This is a genomic window from Bacillus sp. SYZHCR11 (assembly GCF_057196865.1).
Window position 1 is genome coordinate 100,483 of record NZ_JBXUND010000003.1, and the last position, 23,888, is coordinate 124,370.

Annotated in this window: 23 protein-coding genes and 1 pseudogene; 14 read left to right on the forward strand and 10 right to left on the reverse strand. The window is 46.1% G+C overall.

Annotation, left to right across the window (positions count from 1 at the left end):
• Window positions 1–57 precede the first annotated feature (57 nt).
• Window positions 58–864 (reverse strand): TrmB family transcriptional regulator, encoded by an 807-nt coding sequence (locus tag AC2CGA_RS12315; protein WP_003152396.1) that lies wholly within the window; start codon window positions 862–864, stop codon window positions 58–60.
• A gap of 222 nt (window positions 865–1,086) precedes the next feature.
• Between AC2CGA_RS12315 and AC2CGA_RS12320 the strand changes: the two genes are divergently transcribed.
• The 4 genes and pseudogenes from AC2CGA_RS12320 to AC2CGA_RS12335 all read left to right on the forward strand — a co-directional run bounded on the left by AC2CGA_RS12320 (window position 1,087) and on the right by AC2CGA_RS12335 (window position 3,402).
• Window positions 1,087–1,956 carry a cation diffusion facilitator family transporter gene (locus AC2CGA_RS12320; protein ID WP_014305589.1) on the forward strand — a complete coding sequence of 290 codons (870 nt, stop codon included), beginning with the start codon at window positions 1,087–1,089 and terminating at the stop codon, window positions 1,954–1,956.
• Window positions 1,957–2,127: 171 nt separating this feature from the next.
• A pseudogene (locus AC2CGA_RS12325) lies at window positions 2,128–2,178 on the forward strand (hypothetical protein); the annotation flags it as partial.
• A gap of 47 nt (window positions 2,179–2,225) precedes the next feature.
• Window positions 2,226–2,471: a hypothetical protein gene (locus AC2CGA_RS12330; protein WP_063174662.1), complete on the forward strand. Its 246-nt coding sequence runs from the start codon at window positions 2,226–2,228 to the stop codon at window positions 2,469–2,471.
• Between the two features lie 178 nt (window positions 2,472–2,649).
• The gene (locus tag AC2CGA_RS12335) at window positions 2,650–3,402 is read left to right on the forward strand and encodes an SGNH/GDSL hydrolase family protein (protein WP_139885360.1); all 753 of its coding nucleotides are present in this window, start codon (window positions 2,650–2,652) and stop codon (window positions 3,400–3,402) included.
• Window positions 3,403–3,417: 15 nt separating this feature from the next.
• On the opposite strand, the gene AC2CGA_RS12340 is transcribed toward AC2CGA_RS12335, so the two are convergent.
• The 3 genes from AC2CGA_RS12340 to AC2CGA_RS12350 all read right to left on the reverse strand — a co-directional run bounded on the left by AC2CGA_RS12340 (window position 3,418) and on the right by AC2CGA_RS12350 (window position 4,584).
• A complete protein-coding gene (locus tag AC2CGA_RS12340) occupies window positions 3,418–3,546 on the reverse strand; it encodes a hypothetical protein (RefSeq protein WP_003152400.1) in 129 nt (42 codons plus the stop codon).
• Between the two features lie 146 nt (window positions 3,547–3,692).
• On the reverse strand, window positions 3,693–4,202 hold the full coding sequence (locus tag AC2CGA_RS12345) for a type 1 glutamine amidotransferase domain-containing protein (RefSeq protein WP_003152401.1): 510 nt from the start codon (window positions 4,200–4,202) through the stop codon (window positions 3,693–3,695).
• Window positions 4,203–4,356: 154 nt separating this feature from the next.
• A complete protein-coding gene (locus AC2CGA_RS12350; RefSeq protein WP_003152402.1) occupies window positions 4,357–4,584 on the reverse strand; it encodes a hypothetical protein in 228 nt (75 codons plus the stop codon).
• 236 nt (window positions 4,585–4,820) lie between these two features.
• On the opposite strand from AC2CGA_RS12350, the gene hmpA reads away from it, so the two are divergent.
• Window positions 4,821–6,011, forward strand: coding sequence for an NO-inducible flavohemoprotein (gene hmpA, locus AC2CGA_RS12355; RefSeq protein WP_139885359.1), 1,191 nt, complete (start codon window positions 4,821–4,823; stop codon window positions 6,009–6,011).
• A 259-nt stretch (window positions 6,012–6,270) separates the two neighbouring features.
• A complete protein-coding gene (locus AC2CGA_RS12360) occupies window positions 6,271–6,828 on the forward strand; it encodes an SMI1/KNR4 family protein (protein ID WP_015387850.1) in 558 nt (185 codons plus the stop codon).
• A gap of 137 nt (window positions 6,829–6,965) precedes the next feature.
• Here AC2CGA_RS12360 and AC2CGA_RS12365 read toward each other — a convergent pair whose 3' ends face one another.
• Together AC2CGA_RS12365 and rpsD are read right to left on the reverse strand one after the other, a co-directional pair.
• A complete protein-coding gene (locus AC2CGA_RS12365) occupies window positions 6,966–8,336 on the reverse strand; it encodes an aldehyde dehydrogenase (protein ID WP_014305579.1) in 1,371 nt (456 codons plus the stop codon).
• A 340-nt stretch (window positions 8,337–8,676) separates the two neighbouring features.
• On the reverse strand, window positions 8,677–9,279 hold the full coding sequence (rpsD, locus tag AC2CGA_RS12370; protein ID WP_003152406.1) for a 30S ribosomal protein S4: 603 nt from the start codon (window positions 9,277–9,279) through the stop codon (window positions 8,677–8,679).
• Between the two features lie 290 nt (window positions 9,280–9,569).
• Here rpsD and AC2CGA_RS12375 point away from each other — a divergent pair, with 290 nt between their 5' ends.
• Window positions 9,570–11,318 carry a sensor domain-containing diguanylate cyclase gene (locus tag AC2CGA_RS12375; protein WP_015387851.1) on the forward strand — a complete coding sequence of 583 codons (1,749 nt, stop codon included), beginning with the start codon at window positions 9,570–9,572 and terminating at the stop codon, window positions 11,316–11,318.
• 34 nt (window positions 11,319–11,352) lie between these two features.
• On the opposite strand, the gene AC2CGA_RS12380 is transcribed toward AC2CGA_RS12375, so the two are convergent.
• Window positions 11,353–11,835, reverse strand: coding sequence for a GAF domain-containing protein (locus AC2CGA_RS12380; protein WP_003152408.1), 483 nt, complete (start codon window positions 11,833–11,835; stop codon window positions 11,353–11,355).
• Window positions 11,836–11,960: 125 nt separating this feature from the next.
• Here AC2CGA_RS12380 and refZ point away from each other — a divergent pair, with 125 nt between their 5' ends.
• Window positions 11,961–12,584, forward strand: a complete 624-nt coding sequence (gene refZ, locus AC2CGA_RS12385; protein ID WP_007408038.1) for a forespore capture DNA-binding protein RefZ — start codon at window positions 11,961–11,963, stop codon at window positions 12,582–12,584.
• Here the strand turns inward: refZ and hisJ are convergent.
• Complete coding sequence (gene hisJ, locus AC2CGA_RS12390) at window positions 12,574–13,386, reverse strand: histidinol-phosphatase HisJ (protein WP_014305577.1); 813 nt, start codon at window positions 13,384–13,386, stop codon at window positions 12,574–12,576. The two genes, refZ and hisJ, sit on opposite strands and share 11 nt — an antisense overlap.
• Window positions 13,387–13,581: 195 nt before the next feature.
• On the opposite strand from hisJ, the gene ezrA reads away from it, so the two are divergent.
• Entirely contained in the window at window positions 13,582–15,273 is a 1,692-nt protein-coding gene (ezrA, locus tag AC2CGA_RS12395) for a septation ring formation regulator EzrA (protein ID WP_003152411.1), read from the forward strand.
• Window positions 15,274–15,386: 113 nt separating this feature from the next.
• On the opposite strand, the gene brnQ is transcribed toward ezrA, so the two are convergent.
• Window positions 15,387–16,727: a branched-chain amino acid transport system II carrier protein gene (gene brnQ, locus AC2CGA_RS12400; protein ID WP_003152412.1), complete on the reverse strand. Its 1,341-nt coding sequence runs from the start codon at window positions 16,725–16,727 to the stop codon at window positions 15,387–15,389.
• A gap of 193 nt (window positions 16,728–16,920) precedes the next feature.
• On the opposite strand from brnQ, the gene AC2CGA_RS12405 reads away from it, so the two are divergent.
• The 5 genes from AC2CGA_RS12405 (at window position 16,921) to AC2CGA_RS12425 (ending at window position 22,931) form a co-directional block, all read left to right on the forward strand.
• Window positions 16,921–18,066 (forward strand): cysteine desulfurase family protein, encoded by a 1,146-nt coding sequence (locus AC2CGA_RS12405; protein WP_057080663.1) that lies wholly within the window; start codon window positions 16,921–16,923, stop codon window positions 18,064–18,066.
• 3 nt (window positions 18,067–18,069) lie between these two features.
• Window positions 18,070–19,275, forward strand: a complete 1,206-nt coding sequence (gene thiI, locus AC2CGA_RS12410; protein ID WP_349686259.1) for a tRNA uracil 4-sulfurtransferase ThiI — start codon at window positions 18,070–18,072, stop codon at window positions 19,273–19,275.
• Between the two features lie 80 nt (window positions 19,276–19,355).
• The gene (locus AC2CGA_RS12415; protein ID WP_007408043.1) at window positions 19,356–19,577 is read left to right on the forward strand and encodes an alpha/beta-type small acid-soluble spore protein; all 222 of its coding nucleotides are present in this window, start codon (window positions 19,356–19,358) and stop codon (window positions 19,575–19,577) included.
• Window positions 19,578–19,725: 148 nt separating this feature from the next.
• Window positions 19,726–21,312, forward strand: coding sequence for an acyl-CoA synthetase MbcS (mbcS, locus tag AC2CGA_RS12420; RefSeq protein WP_014305574.1), 1,587 nt, complete (start codon window positions 19,726–19,728; stop codon window positions 21,310–21,312).
• 23 nt (window positions 21,313–21,335) lie between these two features.
• A complete protein-coding gene (locus tag AC2CGA_RS12425; RefSeq protein ID WP_210601966.1) occupies window positions 21,336–22,931 on the forward strand; it encodes an amidohydrolase in 1,596 nt (531 codons plus the stop codon).
• Window positions 22,932–22,947: 16 nt separating this feature from the next.
• On the opposite strand, the gene AC2CGA_RS12430 is transcribed toward AC2CGA_RS12425, so the two are convergent.
• Window positions 22,948–23,754 carry an NAD kinase gene (locus AC2CGA_RS12430; protein WP_003152418.1) on the reverse strand — a complete coding sequence of 269 codons (807 nt, stop codon included), beginning with the start codon at window positions 23,752–23,754 and terminating at the stop codon, window positions 22,948–22,950.
• Window positions 23,755–23,888 lie beyond the last annotated feature (134 nt).

The following is a 23,888-nucleotide window of genomic DNA, read 5'->3' on the forward strand; positions in this document are numbered from 1 at the left end:
CATAGAGATTATAATGATAACGACTAATGAAAAAATCAAAGAAAATACGGTTCACATTTATATGAACCGATTTCCGGTGACGACATGAAATAACGAATGGTTTTGTTTCATCAGGCCTTCAACTTTTTCAGCTCCGACTTCTTTCACAAGCTCTGCGAACATCAGATCGTGCCTCATATATTCCATGGCCACGAGAACGAGAGCGGGGTCTTCTGATTTAATGGCCCAGGCATTCGTCTGCGGAGAAAAATTGGCGATTAAGACTTCTTTATTATCTCGGGCAGCTATCGTTAATCTTCCGCCCATCCGTTTCTCCGCCACTTCAGGAGACATATTATGATTTGTCGTATTTCCGAGCTTCACTTCCGGAGGGCCGAACACAATCGAAAAGACGGGCAATTGTTCGGCGGCGCGTTTATTAGCGGCTTCTTGAATAAAGGGAATCTGCTGTTCCCAGACAGACAGCCACAACTCTTCCTCGGCTTTTTCAATCATTTCCTTCATCTCATTGATGACATGATCATTTGTGCTGATGCGGCGGATGACATTCATCTCCTGCTCGCTTTCCAGCGCCAATAACTTTTCCTCAAGGTAGCCGAATGAGCTCTCGAAATCGTGCCGGAGCCGGTCGATTAATTCCTTTCCGGCCAGCGGGGCATATGTAACCGGATCAGACGGCACAATATGGACAGCGCCTTTATCAACTAATTTCCCCAATACCTCATAGATCATTGAGCGGGGGACGCCTGACCTTTTGCTGATTTCATATCCGGTAACAGGCGAGTGTTTCAACAAGCCGATATATGCTTTACATTCATATTGAGAAAATCCAAACTTCTGTAATTCTTTCAGAACATCGTCCATAAACATCCTCCGTAGTGGTTATTCATGAAACTACTATAATGTAAGCGGTTATATCTTGTCAATGGGACTTGAGTGCTGAAAGAAAGGTTCGCCTGTTTTGTCGCTTTCCAACTTAGTTTATAGTGAGTTACATGTATGGCTTTTGTGAAAAACGTTGCCGTAGACCCACACGAATGCCGTTTGATACGATAAATACAAGAAGTCAAAAAGAGGAGGATCACGGTGGAAAACACCTCTAAAATCGCTTTTTTATCGGTTATAAGTAATTCCCTGGTCGTCATGCTCAAAATAGTGGTGGGGATAATAACCGGATCTGTCGCGATACTTTCGGAAGCCATTCATTCTTTTTTAGATTTGATCGCCGCCTTCATCGCCTTTATCTCCGTCAGGATTTCAAAAAAGCCGGCTGATACAGGGCATCCGTACGGTCATGGAAAAGTCGAGAATCTGTCGGGGACCATCGAGACGATGCTGATTTTTGCGGCAGGGATTTGGATGATATATGAATGCGTTCAAAAACTGGTCAACCCGGCTCCGGTTCATCTGCCCGTATTGGGAATCGTTGTGATGCTTGCGGGGGCTCTCATTAATTTGATCGTTTCGAAGTTCGTAAAAAGAGAAGCCGAAAAGGTTAATTCCGTGGCAATGAAATCGAATGCCCTGCATTTACTGACTGACGTGTACACATCATTAGGCGTAGCGGCAAGCCTTTTGGTCGTTACCTTAACGGAGTGGTACATACTTGATCCTATTATAGGTATGGTGCTGGCGGTGTATATCATATATGAAGCGTTTAAGTTAATGAAAGAAGCATTCCCGCCGCTGATTGATACCCGTTTGTCGGAAGAGGAAGAAAAAACAATTTTAAAGATTATCGAAACATTTCAACAGGAATTTATTGAAATTCACGATTTTCGTACAAGACGCTCCGGCCCGCAGGAGTATATTGATTTTCACTTGGTCGTAGCCTCTCACGTGGCGATTAAAGACGTGCACGACCTGTGTGACCGCATTGAAAGAGCTATTACGAATGAATTCAAACAAGCACAGGTAATGATTCACCCCGAGCCGGAGAGCGAGAGGAAGAAATAAATCGATCTTAAGTTTGCGTTTGTTCCCTGCAAAATGCCTGCAAAAGGCCCGTTTCCACGGGTCTTTTTGTTGTATAAATGACTATTTCTCGCTCATATGAGAGAGAAGCTTATACACGTGAGGGGTACATTTCATACGTTATGTTGTAAAGAAAAAGGGAGGTGAACAGAATTGAACGCTATTTCTGTTAAAGAAATTGAACATGGAGTTGCCGTTGCGGAAAGAGAAGGTTTAGGGGAGTATTTATACCAAGAACCGGTTTCCAAAAAATGTTCGCGCCGTTCCCGCAGCAGAAAACGGACACACCGTTCCCGCAGCAGAAGACGGAGTCATCACCGGACACACCGCTCCCGCAGCAGAAGACGGACCCATCACCGGACACACCGTTCCCGCAGCAGAAGACGGACGCATCACCGGACACACCGTTCCCGCAGCAGAAGACGGACGCATCGCCGGACACACCGTTCCCGCAGCAGACGGTCACATCAAAAACGTACCCGCAAGCGCTGTTTTAAATGCTGAAGCAGACTCTATTACAAGTAATGGAGATCTGCTATAATGGCAAGAGAACTGCATAAAAGATCCGGTATCATCATCTGCGGACACTGAACTGACAACATGGCGCTGTTTGTTCGTGTCCGTTTTTTATGTCAAAAAAGATGCCGGAGGATAAAAAGGAAGGGATGACGCCGAATGAAGCTGAATGAGGAATTTTATAACTCTGAAGGAAAGACAGTCTCTTCGCAAAACATAAGCAGCAAGCTTTTGCATATCACGGACAGCGGGCATATCAGCATTGACTTCATCAGCATAAGCAGGCTGCGGAAGGCTTCAAAAATCGCGATCTTAGGTGACAGCGTCGCCCGGGGGCTGCGCGCGGAATACGGCTTTGGTGACATTCTGAAAGACCGGACAGACGCTGAAATAACCAATCTGTCTGTCAGCGGCGTTAATATGAGCAACCACGGAAGCGATAACATTTATCAGCAAGCGCTTAAAACAAAGGGACATGATGTCATCATTGTCCAGGGAACAGATGATGATTGGTGCAACCACATTCCCATCGGCACAGATGAAAAGGATATCACCACATTTTACGGAGGCTTCTGTCAAGTGATTCAGCAGCTGCGAAGCGGAAATAAAGGCGCGAGCATCATTGTGGTGACCCCAACGAGACAAGCAAAAATATCAAAAGGAAAAATCGTCCGCCGTGATACTGATAAAAATAAACTGGGCCTGAAGCTGGCTGACTATGTGAAAGCCCAAAAAGAAGCCTGCACAATCCTCTCTGTACCGTATGCCGACCTGTTTGATACAGACCTCATCGACCCGTATAATCCCGCTTTCCGCAGCATGTGCATGTCAGAAGGTCTTCATCCGAACGAGAAAGGGCATCAAATCATATTTCAGGAAATCTGCCGGAATTATTATTACTATTACGGGTAACACAACGCTAACAGATTATTTTCGGCCTTGCTTTTCTAAAAGCTCAATTATTCTTTGAGATGCGTGTTTTTGCGCTCTCAAAAGCGAAATGATATTACCGGTAAAACCGATTAAAATGATCAGCAGCAAAATGATCATCCACATCAGTGAACCTCCCGTCGAGTGTTGAAAAACCCACTCTTTATTTTACTTATTATGGATGGGGAAGAGAATAGGTCTAACTATTGGTGTTTCTTTATCAATCCATAAAAAAATGCACAGACTGAACGGGTCTGTGCATTTTTATTCGCTTATTTCAGCAGGTTCAATGATTCACGATTAAAGGCTTCCAAATCGTCAGGCGTTCTGCTCGTTACGATGTTATGGCTCACGACGACTTCTTCATCTTTATAATGTGCGCCGGCATTGATTAAGTCTTTGCGGATGCTGCGGAATCCCGTGATATCTTTTCCTTTAAGAAGGTCGGTATCAATCAGCAGCTGCGGGCCGTGGCAGATCGCGAAAACGGGTTTCTGATTTTCCACGAATGATTTAGTGAATTCACCCGGGCGGTCATCTCCGCGCAGAAGATCCGGTGAAAAGCCTCCGGGAATCAATAACGCATCGAATTCCTTGGGGTCTGCGTCTGAGATCGCTTGATCGATCTTTACTTTCTCACCGTGCTTGCCCGTCACTTCTTTCCCTGCTTCTAAATCTATTGTCACCACACTGTGGCCCGCTTCTTTAAATGCTTCCGCCGGGCTTGTATATTCAATATCCTCAAATTGATCTGTCATCAGAACTGCGATTTTTTTGCTCATCATCATGCCTCCTGTGAATTTGTATATGACAAGAATATCAGGCGGATTGCCGCCTCACAACGTATTTGCTTGAAGATACGGCATGAAAAAAGACCCCTCTGAAAAAGAGGAGCCAAAAGGTACGGAGGTCTGCTGAGGCAAGAAATCGAACCAATTACTTTTTGCGTCTTTTTTTATCCTTTTTACACCCGCATTTCCCCGGATCGCCCGGATCAATGACTTCGTGAATTGTTTCTTCCTGATAAACGTGGCGGGGAACATAACGGATATGTTCTCTGTTAATGTGTTTGATGGGATGGACGTAAACCACTTCTTTGTCAGTATACTTGTCAGTCACAATATACTTAGGGTCACAGTAATACACTTTCGATTTTTTACCCATTCATCTCACCTCCCGTACTTTATTAAATGCTGAAAAGGAGGATTTTGCATCGGACAAGTACACTATGGCAAGTCCACAATTTTCCATCTGCAATTTCGTTTATCTGGTTTTTCCTGAATCCGTCTCAAATTGGAATGGCTAACCCTTTTTGAACGGGGAAATCTATAAAAAAGAATTCAAAAACGATTCTTTTCTCAGGTCAATCGAGATGCATACATCTTTAGGGGGATTTCAGAATGCTCGATGAAAAAACGATTGAAATCATTAAAAGCACAGTGCCGGTCTTAGAAGAGCATGGTGAAGAAATCACAGGCCGATTTTATGACCTGCTTTTTCAGCATCACCCTGAGCTGCTGAATATCTTTAATCAGACGAATCAAAAGAAAAAAACACAGCGTACGGCCTTGTCGAATGCTGTGATTGCGGCCGCAGCCAATATTGACCGGCTGGAAAACATAGTCCCCGTCGTCAAACAAATCAGCCATAAGCACCGGAGTATCGGTGTTAAGTCCGAGCATTATCCAATCGTTGGAAAGTACTTGTTAATCGCGATAAAGGATGTGCTAAAAGACGGGGCTGCTCCTGAGGTCATTCAGGCATGGGAAAAAGCATACGGCGTCATTGCAGACGCTTTTATCGGAATTGAGAAGGACATGTATGAACAAGCGGAAACGCAAAAAGGCGGCTGGAAAGACGATAAGGCGTTTAAAATTGATAAAAAGGTAAAAGAAAGCAAAGAGATAACGTCGTTTTATTTAAAACCGGAAGACGGACAAGTTCTCCCCGAATTCAAAGCGGGACAGTATATCAGTGTAAAAGTATACATTCCGGACACGGGTTATACGCATATCCGCCAGTACAGTTTGTCGGATGTATCCGGTAAGGATTATTACCGGATTTCCGTGAAAAAAGACGGAATTGTTTCTTCATATCTGCATGACCAATTACACGAAAAGGATTCAATTGAGATCAGCGCTCCGGCCGGGGATTTCGTATTAGACCCTGATTCCAAAAAGAATCTGGTTCTGATCAGTGCCGGTGTCGGAATTACCCCGGTGATCAGCATGTTAAAGACGGTTGCCAAAACCCAGCCGCAGCGAAACGTTCTCTTTATCCATGCGGCAAGGAGCGGAGAGTATCATGCGCTGCGGCATGAAGCTGAAGAAGCCGCGGAACACTCATCCGCTGACACCGTCTTTATTTACAGTGAACCGTCCGAACAAGACCGTTCAGAAAATATTCGTTTTCGGGAAGGCCGGATTGACAAACAGCTGTTAGAAGAAGTGATGACAGATAAAGATGCTGATTTTTACCTGTGCGGATCACCGTCGTTCATTAAAGAAATGAAAAAGCTGATTTCTGAATTCAATATAACGCCGGAATCCATTCACTATGAATTATTTGAACCGCAGCTGAGTATGGTGTGATGTAACAACATCTTAGACAGTCTGTTTAACAGACTGTCTTTATATTTTTAATACGAAAGGTTTTCCCCATAACATAGAATTTTCAAGCAGGTAAATCATATTCAAAGTCGTAATATTATCCTAAAAAGACAAAGTTTTTTATGTCCCAACATACTTCAGTAGCCGGATGGAAAGGTTCTCTTCCTGATACTTCAACTGGAACATTGGCTCCTGCTCTTGTGAATAAAATAGCAATGCTCTAATAATAAGAGGTGGCTCAATGGCAGTTTTTGTTGAAAAAACGCTCCAAGGTCTAAAAGAATTAATTGATGAAAAAGGCCGCTTGAACATTTTAGGGAATGAAGGAACGCTTTTAGAAACAGAATGTACTTTCTTTAAAGGTGCAACAGATCTGGAGATTGAGAGTTTTGAGAAGAAAATAAAAGTCTCACTTCCTGAAGATTATAAAACCTTTTTAAAATTGCATAACGGAGCCAGAATATTTGATTTGTTGATTTACGGTGAGAATGTAGGTGGGGGTTTGCATATTCTTGATTTAGAAGAGATTGAAAAGTATATGCAAAATGGTTTTTTAGAGCCTCAGTTTATTCCTGTCGCACATCTGTTAGACGGATGTTATTTGTTAATTGACAAAACCAAAATTTCTACAGATCCAAACTATTTATGGTTCCGCGGATTTATTGAGTATGAACCAATGAAACTTAATTTTGAGATATTTTTAGATCGGTATATTTTGTGTCAAGGAGCAAATTTTTGGGAGTGGAATATCTATACCGCTGAAAATTATTATAGGACTCACCAGGGTGATAAGGATTAACCTTTCCTACAGTTGGGTTGGTTCATTTTTGCGGTTAGACTTCGATTTGAACTTTTAAAAATAGGTTTAATTTGGGAGACGAACCGATTAATTGGTGTATAGATGATTTATAAAAAGCGCAGATACTCTGCGCTTTTTTATTTAAGTATTTTCCGGATCATTCGCAGCCCGTTTTTGGAAGAAGGATAACGGAAAGCGAGGTCGAAGCGGTTCGTTTGTTTGACGACGCTTTTTTTGTGCGTAAATGCGTTAAAGCTGTTAAATCCGTGATAGCTGCCGATGCCGCTTTCTCCGACGCCGCCGAATGGCAAATACGGTGTCGCGACGTGCATTAACGTATCATTGACACAGCCGCCGCCAAATGACAGATTCTCTAAAACAGTTCGCTCGATTCCTTTGTTTGTTGTGAAGACATAAAGAGCGAGCGGCTTTGGGCGTGATTGGACTTTCTCGATGACTTCATCGATATCGCCGTATGTAAACAGCGGAAGAATCGGCCCGAAAATCTCCTCCTGCATTACTGGAGAGTCATCCTTCACTTGATCTAGAATCGTCGGCGCTATTTTGTGGTGTTCAGGATTAAATTGTCCGCCTGTAAGCGGGACGCCATCATTCAGAAAGCTGAGCAGCCGCTGATAGTGGCGTTCACTGACGATTTTGCCGTACTGCGGATTTTGTTCAGGCTGAGGGCCGTAAAATTCACTGATCGCATGCTTCATTTCTTCTATGAGCTTCGTTTTGATATCTTGGTGGACAAATAAATAATCCGGTGCGATGCAGGTTTGCCCTGCATTTGTAAATTTCCCGAAGACGATGCGTTTGGCGGCAAGCTGTATATCAGCATCCTTATGGACAATGCAGGGACTTTTGCCGCCGAGCTCCAAGGTAACGGGAATTAATTGTTTGGAGGCGGCCTCCATAACGATTTTTCCCACGGCAACGCTTCCTGTGAAGAAAATATAGTCAAAGGGCTGCTGTAATAAAACAGTGCTGACGTCGGGCCCGCCCTCCGCCATAGCGACATAATCACTCGGAAAAACGCTGCTGATAAGTTTAGAAAGAACAGCGGAAACCGCAGGCGTATATTCTGACGGTTTGAGAACGACTGTGTTTCCGGCCGCAATGGCTCCAATCAAGGGTGAAAGCGCCAGCTGCAAGGGATAATTCCAAGGCGCAATCACCAAAACGGTTCCATATGGCTCAGGGATAATCATGCTTTTCGAGCCCAGGTGAGTCAGAGGCGTTTTGACTCGCTTCGGTTTGACCCATTTTCTCAGCCGCTTCATCACAAAACTGATTTCTTCCAGAACAATTCCGATTTCTGTCGTGTACGCCTCCTGTTCGGATTTGTGGAGATCCTGATAGAGAGCGGCTGCTATATCGGCTTCTTGTGTTTTGATGGCTTGTTTCAGCTTTTGCAATATGTTCAGCCTTGATTCTAGCGGTCTCGTATGCCCCGCCGCAAAATAGGCTTTGTGCTTGCTGACGATAGAGGGGATGCTGTTCATTCCGTCTCTCCTTTTTGTAAGGTATGATGATTCATTATGTAAAAAATCGCTTCTGCCTGTCAAATGATTAAGGTGAGTCAGAAAAAATAACAAACTCATTTCTGCGTTTGCGGCAGGAATTTGATGAAAAAGAGAATTCTTTTTGCGGCATTATCTGTTGCAGGCATTATGGGGTTTTCTAATGTACATGTAGCTGAAAAGCCGGTTGGCACATAAAAAAAAGCCCCGGACAGGGGCTTTTTTAATAAAGAGAGGGAACAGCCCAAAAGAAAAACCCCGGAAACATTGTCATCACAACATGTCCGGGGTTTAATCCAATGCTCTTTAAAGAGCGTTTTACTTAACGGGAGTAGAACTCAACGATAAGCGCTTCGTTAATTTCCGGAGCAAGCTCAGAGCGCTCTGGAAGACGAGTGAATGTACCTTCAAGCTTTTCAGCGTCGAAAGTAAGGTACTCAGGAACGAAGTTGTTTACTTCTACAGATTCTTTGATGATAGAAAGGTTTCTTGATTTTTCGCGAACACCGATTGTTTGACCAGGTTTTACTTGGTAAGACGGAATGTCAACTCGGCTTCCGTCAACAAGGATGTGACCGTGGTTAACTAATTGGCGAGCTTGACGGCGAGTGCGTGCAAGACCGAGCTTGTACACAACGTTATCAAGACGTGCATCTAAAAGAATCATGAAGTTTTCGCCGTGTTTACCAGTCATTTTTGCAGCTTTGTCAAACAATGTGCGGAATTGACGTTCGTTTACACCGTACATGTGACGAAGTTTTTGCTTTTCTTGCAATTGCAAACCGTATTCTGATAGTTTTTTACGCTGTCCCGGACCGTGGGGACCTGGTGCGTAAGGGCGTTTTTCTAATTCTTTACCTGTACCGCTAAGAGAGATTCCTAAACGGCGGGACAGTTTCCAAGATGGACCTGTATAGCGAGCCATAATGTGACTCCTCCTTTGGTTTTATTTTGTGGAAAATAAAAACCGTCTGTTCGATCCGACCGTGCACATTTTGTTTTCATGTATCCTCGCTCCAGCAGCAGAGAGTTACACGATACACCTTACAGCTAAGGAACAAAATGCAAACACAGAAGCTGAACAAAAAGGCTGCAATATTTCACACAAAGAACATTATATGATTTTTCCCCGCCGCCGTCAACCATTTCTCCATGAAGAGTGCCGGTTTATGATATAATGTACAAAAATGAGTAGTACATGTTTAGGTGATAAAAATGAAAAAACAAACAATTGATGAAGTGACGGCCTTTCATCAGAAAATGCTTTCTTTTTTCTTAACGAAATCTGAATCCGTCTCATTATCCGACTCGCTGTTATGGCTGGCCTCAGCTCTAGAATCCTGCTTTACATCTCTTTCATTGACCCTTTCACCGGCAGAATCAACACGTTTCACCATAAAAACAGAAGATGAACCGCATTATGCTCCGCTGAAAGAGAGTGACGGCCGTTTTATGATCAGGAATCAGACGTCCGGCAGATCCTTTTATCTGTGCTCGGAAGGCGGGCTGCCGATCCCGGAATCATTGCCTGAGATCGTTACTCAGTTTATCAATCAATCTGTGAGACAAAGCGGGCTGTTTGACAAAACGAAGCATCAGCGGAAAATTCACAGAATGACAGAAATGTTCCATTCGCTTTTGGATCAAAATGAGGTTTTGGAAAAACTGCAGGCAAGTTTGAGTACGGCTTTCCGGTCTTTCCGCTTTTCACTGTTTATCACGCAGGATCAGGATACGGACAGACAGCTTCCCGCAAAAGAATTACATATGGACGGAAAAGATGCCGACCCGTCTGCCCTGAAGGTTTATTTATCGGGGAGACTGCTCAGAAAAGGCAGGTCATCTGCTTACCTGCCGATCAAAGGCCAGCAGGGGACTTACGGGGTTCTGAAGACGGAGGGGCTGCAGGATGCCGTTCTTTCGTGCAGTACTCTCAGTGAAATGCTGCTGCTTGCGGGCGCAGCGGGAAAAGCATTTGAAAATGCGCAGCTCTATGAGCAATCGAAAAAAAGCATTGCGAATCTGGAGCTCATTAATGAAACATCGCGCCAGCTGAATCAGCGCCTCAGACTCACTGACACGATGCGGGAACTCGCCGCCATTATGACCCAATCATTTCATGCGGAAGAAGTGGCTTTTTTTCATATTGATCATTTTGAGACGCAAAATCTGCTTCCGGGACATACCGCTTTTTTTAAGACAGAACGTGCGAACCCCTATATCAGCATTGTGAAAGAAAAGCTGTTCGAGGGAGAAAAGGGCGTGTTTATCGGCAGCGGAAAGACTGTATTCGGCGAAAACGGCTTCGGCTCGCTGATGGCGGTGCCGATGATCGAAAATGACACCGTCTTCGGGTTCGCGATTTTATTGAAAAAGGATTTGTATGCTTTTACGTTTGAAATGTATAAGCTTTTTCAAGCGCTCATTCACCATGCGACATTGGCGGTCACGAACTCCATGCTGCGCGACAGGCTTGAGCATCTTGTTCAGACAGACCAGCTGACGGAGCTGTATTCAAGAACCTATTTGGATGAGAAAATTCAATACAGCATGAAAATTCATAAACGGGGTGTATTCATCCTCGTTGATATCGATAATTTCAAAACCATTAATGATACATACGGTCATCAAACGGGAGATTCGATCCTGATTCAGGTGGCCTCCGTTATGAAAAACCATATTCGTGAGCATGATGTCGCTGCAAGGTGGGGGGGCGAGGAGCTGGCTGTCTATCTGCCGAATATCAACGTGTCATCCGGAGAACGCATCGCTAAAAGGCTGGTTCGCGCCATCCGGGAAAACACCGAGCCGCGCGTGACGATTTCCTGCGGCGTTTCCTGCTGGTCAAAGACAGGCCCGATGCCGTTGAAAATGCTCGTTCAGCAAGCGGACGAGGCGCTTTATATCGCCAAACGGAACGGCAAAAACCGGCTGATCATCCACCAAAACAGCACGACGACATAAAAAAGGAGCCGGCCTGCCGGCCGGGCTCCTTTTTTTATCCTAATCGTTTTTCAAGCGTTTCAACAAACTTTGCTAAATAGGTTTCGTCCGTTTCATCAAAACGGTTTTTCACAGGGCTGTCAATGTCCAGCACACCGATCACTTCACCGTTTACGCGGATCGGGAGGACGATTTCTGACTGGGAAGCCGCGTCACAGGCGATATGTCCCGGGAACGCATTCACATCGGCAATCCGCTGCACGGCGCCGTTAGAGTAGGCAGTGCCGCATACGCCTCTGCCGAACGGGATGCGCACACAGGCAGGAAGTCCTTGAAACGGTCCGAGCACGAGCTCGCCCTCTTTAGCGAAGTAAAACCCCGCCCAGTTGACTTCATGTAATGAATGGTATAAAAGCGCTGATGCATTCGCGTAATTTGCGATCGCATCCGTTTCATCTTCTGTCATGGCTTCGAGCTGTTTAAGCAGAAGCTGATAACTTTTTTCTTTATCTCCGGATTGTTTTTCGACATGAAACATGGAAAACCCTCACTTTTTCTATAATATCAAACAAAGTTCCGGCCGTTCTGCCGGCATTTGTCGAGAAGTTCTTACAGGAACGGCGCCTTTCTGCTTGAATTGTTACACATAAAGGGGTGAGCCGTATGAAAGTAAGCACCAAAGACAAAATTATTAACGCCGCTGTCCAGCTGTTTAACCAAAAAGGTTATTCCGGCACGTCCGTCCGTGAAATCGCAAAGTCAGCTGATGTAAATGTTGCGCACATCTCCTACTATTTTAAAGGGAAAGGCGGATTAATGGAACATTTAGTTTCCGAGTTTTACGAAGGCTATACTGAAGCGCTGGAAAAAGCCGCCGTCAGTATGAACGGTGAAGACGCGCAGGAACGCATCCTGCGGGTGATTTTCGATATTTTATCCTATCAGCACGATAACCGTCAACTAACGCGGTTTGTGTACCGGGAAGTGACGATTGATTCCGTGCTTATCAGGGAAATTATGTCTACTTACTTAATGAAAGAAAAATATATTTTCCAGCTGGTGATTGAAGAAGGGCAGTCACGCCACAGACGGCTGACGCTGCCCGTGCCGCATTTTATTCTGCAATTGAAATCCCTCTTGATGATGCCGTATCTTCAGCCTCAATACATTACAGAGGTGCTCTATATGCAGCCTCATGAACCGTACTTTTATAAAAGGTATTTTGAAGAGGTGAAGATCTGGATCGAAAGCGTGTTCCGACGGCCTGATGCGGCGCTTATGAAGTAATGATGCTTTTGTACGTTTCATAGGAACTGCCGACATCTTCCGCTTGATGGGCGTCCGACCCGAATATGAGCGGGATTTTTTTTTGCTTCGCCGTCTCAGCCATCCAATCCTCCATGTATACTTCCCCGGCAAACTTCTTTCTGAGCCCGGATGTATTCACATCCAGCTCCATTCCGTGTTCTTTCACGGCGTCAAGACAGCGGGCCGCAAGCTCTCTTATTTGAGGTGACATGCTGTAAGGGAAAAGGCGCGCGAATTTTTTGACGAGCGTGATATGGCCGACCCGTTTTGGCTTAAAGGGGCCGAGCGGTGTTACAATGGAAGAATACACAGTTTCATAGTATTGTTCATATACGGCTTCAACGCTTCCGAAGTGCGCGGCGAGCTGCTGAAAGGCGTGCTCGTCAAAATCGAGGCAGATATAAGACGGACCGGTCTTCAAAAAATGAACGGATAAAATGCCGTCATCCAGTGAGGGGCCGTACGTGTTCAGAAACGCCGCGGTTTCCTCTTCATACCCTGTGATAAAATCAGTTTCGAGCCCGGTCAGAATGCTGATTTGTCCATCGTATTCCTTTTTCAGCTGTGACAGCCGCTCCAAATAAACCTCCATCTGTCTGAGATCCATCGCGCTGTCCTGAAGCGGTACGGGATCTTGAAATGACGGAGGAAGGGGGGCGTGCTCTGTAAATGTGATCGAGTCAAAGCCTCTTTCCAGGGCCTTTTCGACATATTCTTTCAGCGCATCCTTCGAGCCGTGAGGGCAAAAAGGCGTGTGGATATGAGCGTCTCGTTTTTCCATTTGTGTCACTCCATTAAAAAATTGCAGAATCCTGCCGAAATTATGCAAAAAGTTTTTGATTTCTGGTCAAAAAATGTTGGTTACATGGTATCATAATAACAATGAAAACGACAGATTTTCTCAATACATATATTGAAATCTTTCTGAATACATAAAACACCCTGACAGATTAAGAGAACAACAAGGGGGCTCATTATGGAGTTAGTCATCGGATTATTGGTTATACTGCTCGCGCTCTTTGCGGCGGGCTACTTTTTCAGGAAAAAAATTTATACGGAAATTGACCGGCTGGAGTCATGGAAGATTGAAATTTTAAACCGTTCGATAGTGGAAGAAATGTCCAAGATCAAACATCTGAAAATGACCGGAGAGACGGAAGAGTTCTTTGAAAGATGGCGCGAAGAGTGGGATGAAATTGTCACAGCCCATCTGCCGAAAGTAGAAGAGCTCCTTTATGATGCCGAAGAGAACGCCGACAAATACCGGTTTAAAAAAGCGAATCAGGTGCTTGTCCACATCGACGACCTCCTCACTGCAGCCGAATCAAATATAGAAGGCATACTGCGTGAGATCAGCGATCTTGTGACGAGCGAGGAAAAAAGCCGCGGAGAGATTGAACAGGTGCGTGAGCGGTATTCAAAAGCGCGAAAAAACCTTCTGGCGTACAGCCATCTCTACGGAGAGCTATATAACAGTCTGGAGACGGATCTCGACGAAATCTGGAGCGGCATAAAAAAGTTCGAAGAAGAGACGGAAAGCGGCAATTACATCAAAGCGAGAAAAGTGCTGCTTGAACAGGACCGCAGACTGGATCAGCTTCAAACATACATAGATGACGTTCCGAAACTGCTCGCTGACTGTAAACAGACCGTGCCTAACCAAATTGCCAAGCTGAAAGACGGCTACCGGGAAATGACGGAAAAAGGCTACAAATTGGAGCATATTCAAATCGAAAAAGAGCTGGAGACACTCACCAATCAATTGAAACGGGCCGAAAGCGCGCTTTTGGAAGAATTAGATGTCGACGAAGCGTCCGCCATTCTTCAGTTGATTGATGAAACCATTCAATCGATGTATGAACAGCTGGAAGGCGAAGTGGAAGCCGGACAGTCCGTATTAAGCAAAATGCCTGAGCTGATCATCGCGTATGAGAAGCTTGAGGAAGAAAAAGACCGCACAAAAACCGAAACGGAGCTCGTCAAGGAAAGCTATCAGCTGACGGCGGGAGAAATCGGCAGACAGCATGCTTTCGAAAAACAGCTGGAAACGATCGGCCGGCTCCTTGAGCAGGCGAGAGAAAAGCTTGACGGTGAGCATGTCGCTTACTCTCTGCTGATTGAAGAAGTCGAGGCCATCGAAAAGCAGATGGAAGAAGCTCAGAAAGAACATGCCGAATACCGTGAAAATCTGCAGGCGCTCAGAAAAGAAGAACTGCAGGCGCGGGAAACGCTGATGAATCTTCGGAAAACCATTTCTGACACGGCCCGAATGCTGCAAAAAAGCAACGTGCCGGGAATTCCTGAACAAGTCAAGGACAAGCTCGAGACGGCAAATCATCATATAGAAGAGACCGTCAGCCAATTGGAAGAGCTGCCGTTAAACATGGAGGAAGCCGCCAAACATCTGACCGAAGCTGAAAAGGTGGTTGCGGAAGTCAGCGAAGAGGCGGAAGAACTTGTGATTCAGGTGAAGCTGATTGAGCGGATCATCCAGTACGGCAACCGTTTCCGAAGCCAGAATCATATTTTATCCGAACAGCTGAAAGAAGCGGAACGGCTGTTTTACGCTTACAGCTATAATGAAGCTTATGAGATGGCGGCAGATGCTGTTGAAAAAGCAGCTCCCGGCGCCGTGAAAAAAATTAAAGCTGATCAATCTGCTTCATAGACGCACAAGCAAAAACTGCACCCTGATGGAAATCAGAGGTGCAGTTTTTTTGTTTCTCACGGAATATAAAAAGCGCCTATGGCTGATATACATCAAACCGCAGGCGCTGAATGTTACGATTTTGCTTTATTTAATTCGATGGGCGGGCTGATAAAAAACGTGATGATGCAGCCGATGATCGCTCCGGCAATGCCCGGAAGCACCCAGCCGATTCCCATGCTGTAAAGCGGAAGATTTGCGTTTAAGAATGAATCTAATGATCCGAGCGGAATGCCGGCTGCCTTCAAACCGTCCAGGATACTGAACAGCCCCGTTCCGATCAGGCAGGCGATATAGACTTCGCGTCTTTCCTTAAAGATTTTATCAATAAAGGAAAGGACGATAATGACAATCGCCAGCGGGTAAATGGCTGATAAAATAGGAACTGAAAATGCAATAATCTCAGCAAGTCCGAAATTTGAAATCGCCAGACTGAACAGCGTGACAATCGTAACCACCATTTTGTATGATAAAGCGGGAATCAATTTTGAAAAATATTCGCCGCAAGATGTGACAAGCCCGATGCTTGTCGTTAAACACGCAACGGTGATGGCGGCACCGAGAACAATGTTTCCCAGTGAACCGAACAGGTAATCAGATGAAGCTGATAAAATCTTTGCGCCTTCGCCGAGCGGCCCGACAGCGTCCGTGCTTGTCGCTCCCAAATAGGCCAAAGATAAATAAATGAATGTCAAACCCGCCGCTGCAATCAGACCCGCTTTAATACAAGCGGCCGCGAGCGCTTTACGCTGGGTGACGCCCCTGCTTTTAACAGCGTTGACGACAACGACGCCGAAGACGATTGAGGCGAGCGCATCCATTGTTTTATAGCCTTCCAAAAATCCTTTGAACACCGGCGTTCCGGAATATGCCTGATGTACGGCGCCCAGCCCGCCCATCGGAGTGACGATGGCTTTTACGACAATGATTAAAATGATACCGAATTTAATGGGGGTCAAAATTTTTCCGACTCTGTCCACGATTTTGGACGGGTTAAGAGCTAAATAATACGTAATAGAAAAAAAGATCAACGTGAAAACAAATAAAGATAATCTTTCCGGAATGCCGCTTAAAAACGGAACTGCACCGATTTCATATGAAACGGTTCCGGTTCTCGGAATCGCGAAAAGCGGCCCGATTGATAAATAAAGCACAACGGTGAAAATAGTGCCGAATACCGGGTGAGCCTTATCGGCAAGTCCTTTCGCGTCTTTGCCCGTTAATGCGATGGCGATAATACCTAAAAGCGGCAGTCCTACGCCGGTCAGTAAGAAACCGCCCATCGCTTTCCAGACATTATGCCCCGCCGCTTGCCCAAGCTCCGGCGGATATATCATATTTCCTGCCCCGAAAAAAAGTGCGAAGAGCATGAAACCGATAATAACGGTATCTTTGACAGGTAGTGAGTGTTTCATAAAAGTCCTCCTAAATACTATGTTGAAATATTCTGTCAATTAATTGTCAGATAATATAACAAAACGAACATTACTTATTATATGGCAATGTACAGAGAAGTCAATACTCGATTTATTGCGAATTTCTATTTACTTTTGTTATGGTAGCATAAATATCATACGATGTACCGTTTTCATAAAAGGAGTAAAAAAAATGATATATTTAGACAACAGCTCAACGACCGAGCCGTATGAAGAGGTTTTGGAAGTGTATAAACAGACGAGCAGCCGTTATTTCGGCAATCCTTCGTCTCTGCACCAGTTAGGAACTGAGACGGAGCAGCTCCTTGAAGCGGCCGCTCAGCAAATAAAAAGAACCTTACGTTTAAAAAATTATGATATTGTATTTACATCAGGCGCGACTGAAGCGAATAACGCTGCGTTAAAGGGAGCGGCCTGGGCAAACATGAGTAAAGGAAGACATATCATTGCTTCGGCGATTGAGCATCCTTCTGTGACGGAGACGCTTGATCAGCTGACAGAGCTGTTCGGCTTTGAAGTCACATATCTTCCGGCCGATCAAAACGGCTTCGTTTCTTTGAAAGACGTCAAATCGGCTATCAGGCCGGATACGATAATCGTCAGCGTCATGCATGTCAATAACGAAGTCGGCTCCATTCAGCCCGTAAAGGAAATCGGCGGGTTTTTGAAGCAGCACCGGAATATTCTGTTTCATGTTGATCATGTGCAGGGCATTCATAAAGTTCCTCTGTCTATAGAAGAAGCGGGCATTGACCTTTGCACTGTTTCAGGGCATAAGTTTCACGGCTTAAAAGGGACCGGAGCGCTTATCGTCAAAAAAGGAACGCGGCTCATTCCGCTTATAACGGGCGGCTCGCAGCAAAAAGGCGTCCGGGCCGGAACAGAACACACGGCAGGCGCCGTTTCCCTTGCGAAAGCGATCAATCTTTCCGCGCGTGACATGAATGAGCGGCTTTCTTCCGTGGAGGCTGCCAAGAATGCGCTCATGGAAAGGCTGAGCGGGGCGGACGGGGTCGTCATCAACACTCCCGCCGAAAACAGCGCTCCGCATATCATTAATTTTTCCGTTCCGGGCGTGAAGGCCGAAGTGCTGCTGCACATGCTTGAGGAAAAAGGAATATATGTCTCCACAACCGCGGCATGTTCGGCAAGAGAGCATAAACCGAGCCGTGTTCTTCTGCAAATGAATAAAGGCGAACAGATTGCATCAAGCAGCATCAGAGTCAGCCTGAACTTCATGCATACGGCTGACATCACGGAGCCGTTTATGGCCGCGCTGGTGCCGGCTGTTCAAAAACTAAAAAAAATGATGAGGTAGCATATGAATTACGATCATATTTTAATCCGTTTTGGTGAAATATCCACAAAAGGAAAAAACAGACGCAGTTTTATTGAAAGATTAAAACAAAATATCCGCCTGGTATTAAAGGATTATAAAAAAGTAAAATACTTTTCAAACCGGGACCGGATGTCAATTACACTTAATGGAGAAAACCCGGAGGAAATTTGTTCCTTATTAAAGAATATATTCGGCATTCAAAGTTTCAGTCTCGCAATTAAATGCGAAAGCAAGCTGGAAGACATTAAAAAAACGGCTTTAGCCGCGATAGAAGGAGAATATAAACCGGGGAATACGTTTAAGGTCGAGACCAAACGGGCTTACAAGCAGTTTGAATTAGATACGAATGCGATGAACGCTGAAATCGGCGGCCATATTTTGAAAAACACGGATGGATTAACCGTCGATGTGAAAAATCCCGATATTCCGCTTCGGATTGAAATCAGGGAGGAAGCGACATTCCTGACCATTCGTAACGAAAAAGGCGCCGGAGGCCTTCCTGTCGGTTCCGCGGGTAAAGCGATGCTGATGCTTTCCGGCGGTTTTGACAGTCCGGTCGCCGGTTTTTACGCGATGAAACGGGGATTATCAGTTGAAGCCGTACATTTCTTCAGTCCGCCGTATACGAGCGAACGGGCAAAGCAGAAAGTCATGGATCTCGCGGGATGCCTCGCGAAGTTCGGCGGCAGTATGACGCTTCATATCGTGCCGTTTACAAAGACGCAGGAACTCATCCAAAAACAAATCCCGGAAAACTATACGATGACGGCGACGCGGCGTCTTATGCTGCAAATCGCGGACAGAATCAGAGAAGAACGAAAAGCGCTCGCGATCATTACGGGAGAAAGCCTCGGGCAGGTAGCAAGCCAGACGCTTGAAAGCATGTATGCGATCAATGCCGTGACGGCAACGCCGGTTTTGCGCCCTTTAATCGGAATGGACAAAACAGAAATCATCGAGAAATCAAAACAAATCGGCACTTATGAAACAAGCATTCAGCCGTTTGAGGATTGCTGCACCATCTTTACGCCGCCAAGTCCGAAAACACGTCCGAAAAAAGAAAAAATCGAGCACTTCGAAAGCTTCGTTGATTTTGAACCGCTGATTGCAGAGGCCGCTGCCGGCATCGAAACCATCACTGTTTACTCAGAGCAGGAAGCTCACGATAAGTTTGCCGGCCTGTTTTAAAACTGTATACAATTACCAAAGTTTTTTTGAATGAAGACATGTGTTTTATCACATTCTATACTCACAAGGAGGTGATACACATGTCACAACAATCAAACAGCGGAAACAGCAACCAGCTTTTAGTGCCAGGCGCTGCTCAAGCTATCGACCAAATGAAGTATGAAATCGCTTCTGAATTCGGTGTAAACCTTGGACCGGAAACAACTTCTCGCGCCAACGGTTCTGTCGGTGGAGAAATCACAAAACGTCTTGTCTCTTTTGCTCAGCAAAGCATGGGCGGAAGCAGCCAGCAGCAGTTTTAATCACAACTTCACATAATGGCTAAGAGAGCGGGGAATTCCCCGCTCTTTTTTCATGAGTATAGATAGAAGGCTGGAAGCAATTTATGCATATTTTTATTGTAATGGCCTATGTTTATGTATAATGGGGAAAGAAAGTGAGGAGTTGTTCGTGTTAAAACGAGAAGATTTAATCGCCCCAAAGAACTATAACCTTGTAAATGAAATCGAAAAGTTCAGCCGTTCCAAAGAGAAGAACGCGCTTATTTGGGAAGATCAAACAGGCGGCAAGAAAGTCTGGACGTATGAAAAATTGATGGAAGAAACGAATAAAATCGGAGCCCGCCTGAAAGGTCTCGGATTTGAAAAAGGCGATAAGCTGATTGTCATGGTTCCGAGAGTGCTTGAAGCGTATGCCGTTTATTTAGCGATCTTAAAAGCGGGGATGGTCGTCATTCCTTGCTCGGAAATGCTGCGCGCCAAAGACCTTGAATACCGGATCAAACACGCCGAAGTGAAAGGCGCTATCGTTTATCCTTCATTTATAAACGCATTTGACGAGGTGAATACCGAGCAGCTGGTGACATTGTCAATCGGTGAAAATGATGCCGGCTGGAAAAACCTCTTAACGATTGAAGCGGACGGAAACAGTTTTCAAACAGCTGATACAACAAGAGAGGACATGGCGTTTTTGTCCTATACTTCAGGGACGACCGGCCAGCCTAAAGGCGTTGTACATACACACGGCTGGGCCTTTGCCCATTTAAAAACATCAGCCGGTGCATGGCTGGATATTTCCGAAGACGATACAGTGTGGGCCACCGCGGCGCCCGGCTGGCAGAAATGGGTGTGGAGCCCGCTGCTCGCCGTTCTGGGAAGCGGCGCGACAGGATTCATTTATCACGGCAGATTCAACGCCAAGACGTATTTAGAGCTGCTGGAGCGCCATCAAGTAAATGTCTTCTGCTGTACCCCGACGGAATACCGCCTGATGGCAAAAGTGGAGGAGTTGGACAAATATGATCTTTCTGCCCTTCACAGCGCAGTTTCTGCGGGTGAGCCATTAAACCGGGAAGTCATTGACGTATTCCGGAAGCATTTCGGTATTAAAGTGAGAGACGGATACGGCCAAACGGAGAGCACCCTGTTAGTCGGCGTCCTGAAGGATATGGATATTAAGCCGGGAAGCATGGGCAAACCGACCCCCGGAAATCAAGTAGAGATTATAAACGATAAGGGCGAAATATGCGAAACAGGCGAAACGGGCGATATCGCCGTGCATTTGAGCACACCGGCCTTATTCAAGGAATATTATAAAGATCCCGAAAGAACGAAAAAGCAGATTCGCGGAGATTATTTTCTTACAGGAGACCGCGCGAAAAAAGACGAGGACGGCTACTTTTGGTTTGAGAGCCGCAATGATGACATTATCGTCAGCTCCGGATATACAATCGGGCCTTTTGAAGTAGAGGACGCGCTCGTGAAGCATCCGGAAGTGAAAGAATGTGCAGTCGTGGCAAGCCCGGATGAAATCAGAGGTTCAATCGTAAAAGCTTATGTCGTTTTACAAGACGATGAAAAGCGCAGTGGCGAACTTGTCAAAGAACTGCAAAACCACGTAAAAACGATTACGGCGCCTTACAAATATCCGAGAGAAATTGAATTTGTCGAAAGCCTGCCGAAAACGGCGTCCGCAAAAATCAGACGTGTGGAACTGAGACAGCGTGAAGAACGGCTGAAGGCTGATAAAAAAGCATAATACAGGATAAAGGGTGAGCGGGGATGAAAGCGATTTGGCACGGCGGCACCATCTATACAATGCTTGACAAGAATCATGTCACTGAATCCGTTTATACCGAAGAAGGCGTCGTCAGGCAGACGGGCAGCTATCGGGAGCTCCAAGGAACATACGGTTCGCCTGATACGGAGGAAATCGATTTACATGGAGCTGTCATGTTCCCGGGGTTTACGGACAGTCATATGCATTTAATCGGACACGGGGAAAAACAGCTTCGCCTCGATTTGTCGCAGCTGACGTCAAAAGAAGCGATCCTGCGGGCCGCAAAAGAAGCAGAGCGTGAATTGGAAGATGGCGAATGGCTGATCGGCGAAGGCTGGGATGAAAACCTGTTTGAACGGCCGGATTACGTCACGAAGCATGACCTTGACCCGCTCTTTCCCGACCGCCCCGTCCTGCTGAAGCGGGTATGCCGGCACGCCGTTGCGGTTAATTCAGCCGCATTGCGCGCGGCGGGGATTACAAACGAAACACCTGATCCAAACGGCGGGATTATCGTCCGGGACGGCACCGGTCCGACAGGCCTTCTGCTGGATAAAGCCCAAGAGCTTGTGACACAGGCCCTGCCGCCCGTCTCACTTCACTATGTCAAACGCGCGCTTCAAACGGCGATTACGGACTGCTGGTCAAAAGGCCTGACAGGCGGGCATTCAGAAGATCTGGCATACTACGGAGACCCGTCCGTTCCCGTTGCCGCGTACGAGTCTTTAACCGGCAGCGGCCTTTATCCTTTTCGCGCCCATCTGCTCGTTCATCACGAAGCCGTCGACAGCTGGAGCGCTCTGGATAAATCGACCGGACCTTACCTGGAATACGGAGCGATGAAAATTTTTGCTGACGGCGCGCTCGGAGGCAGAACCGCTCTGTTGAAAAAGCCTTATCATGATGATCCGTCAGTTTCCGGCGTTCAGGTGCACGATGACGAGACCCTTGCCGCTCTTGTTTATAAAGCGAGAGAGAAAGGGATGGAGATCGCCGTGCACGCGATTGGCGACCTTGCATTTGAAAAGGTGCTCGATGTTATCGAAAGATACCCGGCAAAGCCCGGACAGCTAGACAGGCTCATTCATGCGCAAGTATTAGATGCTGCATTGATTGAAAGAGCCGCCCGGCTGCCGATCGGACTTGATCTTCAGCCGCATTTTGTGGCCAGTGATTTTCCGTGGGTGATTGACCGGCTCGGAGAAGAGCGGATGAAAACGGCTTTCGCCTGGAAAACACTGCTGTCAAAAGGGCTGCTGTGCGCCGGAGGCTCAGACGCCCCGATTGAGCCGGCCGATCCGCTTCTGGGCATTCAATCGGCTGTGCTCCGTACAAGCAAGCAGCATCCGGAAGGTCCGGCCTATTATGAAAAAGAGTGCCTGACCGTGTACGAAGCCATTCAGCTTTACACGGAGGGAAGCGCGGCCATCATCCATAAAGAACATAGCCGCGGACGGATCGCCCCCGGCTATGATGCCGACTTTACCGTACTCAGCGGTGATCCGTTCGGGACGGATCCGAAAAAGCTTCATGAATTGGAAGCTGTCAAAACCGTCGTCGGCGGCCGTATCGTATATGAAAAAGAGGACAGGCAGTGATGCCCGTCCTCTTTTTTTATGATAAAAATGATCGCTTTACTTTTTCCCAGAAAGAGTTGTCTTTCAGTTTCACCGTTTTGATTTTTTTATCGGATAGTGTAATCTCAACCTTTTTGACATTCCGCGTGCTGAGCGCTTCATTATCAAGCCCGATAATCGGATGCTCATTGCCGTCCTGGACCACCTGCAGTGTCAGCTTCCGGTCTGAGCTTAAAATAAACGGAGATCCGAGTGTACGGTATGTGTTGTTGTTCAACGACGCCAGTTCGGATACCTGCATGCAGGAAATCAAAGGATCAACAACGGCGCCTGAGACAGACTTATTGTAGGCGGTGCTGCCCGTCGGGGTGGAAATGATCATCCCGTCTCCTCTGAACGTCTCAAAATGAAGATCATCAATTAACACATCCATCACAAACGTTTTAATAATGCTTGAACGGATGGAAACCTCGTTTAAACAGTGAAAATGATTGCTGCCGTCCACCGTTACGTGAATGAGCGGGTATTTTCTGACCTCAAGCTGTTCCGCGGTCATGCTGGCCGCCATTTTTTCAGGCTCATCGCTGTGAAAATCACAGTACAAATGGGCTTTCCCTTTTTTAGCGATGCCGACATACAGGCAGTCATCACGGAATCCGGTTTTTCTGACGGCTTGCAGAAATGAGCCGTCGCTGCCGATGCTGGCGATAATACCGGCATCCTCCGGGTGAGCCGCAACTGTAAAACCGTGCGATTCAGCAAGCTGCTTCAAAGAGCTGACTTGTTCTTTTGTTTCGTTGTTTTGTTTGTGAAAAAAATAAACATTGCGGCGAAGATCGGTCATATCCCCATTCCCCTTTGCTGTCATATTTACGTTTTTCTCCCAGCAGGTATTGTGTTAAAATACCTGTGGCAATAGTGTAACATGTTTCCTGTTTATCCGTTAAGAGAAAGCGCTTCATGAAAAAAATGAATCTT

Coding starts and splice junctions, on each gene's coding strand:
- AC2CGA_RS12405 (WP_057080663.1), top strand. CDS start 16,921: ATGATATATTTAGACAACAGCTCAACGACCGAGCCGTATGAAGAGGTT.
- AC2CGA_RS12350 (WP_003152402.1), bottom strand. CDS start 4,584: ATGGGTAAAAAATCGAAAGTGTATTACTGTGACCCTAAGTATATTGTG.
- AC2CGA_RS12360 (WP_015387850.1), top strand. CDS start 6,271: ATGGCAGTTTTTGTTGAAAAAACGCTCCAAGGTCTAAAAGAATTAATT.
- AC2CGA_RS12315 (WP_003152396.1), bottom strand. CDS start 864: ATGGACGATGTTCTGAAAGAATTACAGAAGTTTGGATTTTCTCAATAT.
- thiI (WP_349686259.1), top strand. CDS start 18,070: ATGAATTACGATCATATTTTAATCCGTTTTGGTGAAATATCCACAAAA.
- AC2CGA_RS12365 (WP_014305579.1), bottom strand. CDS start 8,336: ATGAACAGCATCCCCTCTATCGTCAGCAAGCACAAAGCCTATTTTGCG.
- AC2CGA_RS12380 (WP_003152408.1), bottom strand. CDS start 11,835: ATGTTTCATGTCGAAAAACAATCCGGAGATAAAGAAAAAAGTTATCAG.
- AC2CGA_RS12375 (WP_015387851.1), top strand. CDS start 9,570: ATGAAAAAACAAACAATTGATGAAGTGACGGCCTTTCATCAGAAAATG.
- AC2CGA_RS12345 (WP_003152401.1), bottom strand. CDS start 4,202: ATGAGCAAAAAAATCGCAGTTCTGATGACAGATCAATTTGAGGATATT.
- AC2CGA_RS12335 (WP_139885360.1), top strand. CDS start 2,650: ATGAAGCTGAATGAGGAATTTTATAACTCTGAAGGAAAGACAGTCTCT.
- AC2CGA_RS12425 (WP_210601966.1), top strand. CDS start 21,336: ATGAAAGCGATTTGGCACGGCGGCACCATCTATACAATGCTTGACAAG.
- refZ (WP_007408038.1), top strand. CDS start 11,961: ATGAAAGTAAGCACCAAAGACAAAATTATTAACGCCGCTGTCCAGCTG.
- hisJ (WP_014305577.1), bottom strand. CDS start 13,386: ATGGAAAAACGAGACGCTCATATCCACACGCCTTTTTGCCCTCACGGC.
- AC2CGA_RS12415 (WP_007408043.1), top strand. CDS start 19,356: ATGTCACAACAATCAAACAGCGGAAACAGCAACCAGCTTTTAGTGCCA.
- brnQ (WP_003152412.1), bottom strand. CDS start 16,727: ATGAAACACTCACTACCTGTCAAAGATACCGTTATTATCGGTTTCATG.
- hmpA (WP_139885359.1), top strand. CDS start 4,821: ATGCTCGATGAAAAAACGATTGAAATCATTAAAAGCACAGTGCCGGTC.
- ezrA (WP_003152411.1), top strand. CDS start 13,582: ATGGAGTTAGTCATCGGATTATTGGTTATACTGCTCGCGCTCTTTGCG.
- rpsD (WP_003152406.1), bottom strand. CDS start 9,279: ATGGCTCGCTATACAGGTCCATCTTGGAAACTGTCCCGCCGTTTAGGA.
- AC2CGA_RS12340 (WP_003152400.1), bottom strand. CDS start 3,546: ATGTGGATGATCATTTTGCTGCTGATCATTTTAATCGGTTTTACCGGT.
- AC2CGA_RS12430 (WP_003152418.1), bottom strand. CDS start 23,754: ATGACCGATCTTCGCCGCAATGTTTATTTTTTTCACAAACAAAACAAC.
- AC2CGA_RS12330 (WP_063174662.1), top strand. CDS start 2,226: ATGTTCGCGCCGTTCCCGCAGCAGAAAACGGACACACCGTTCCCGCAG.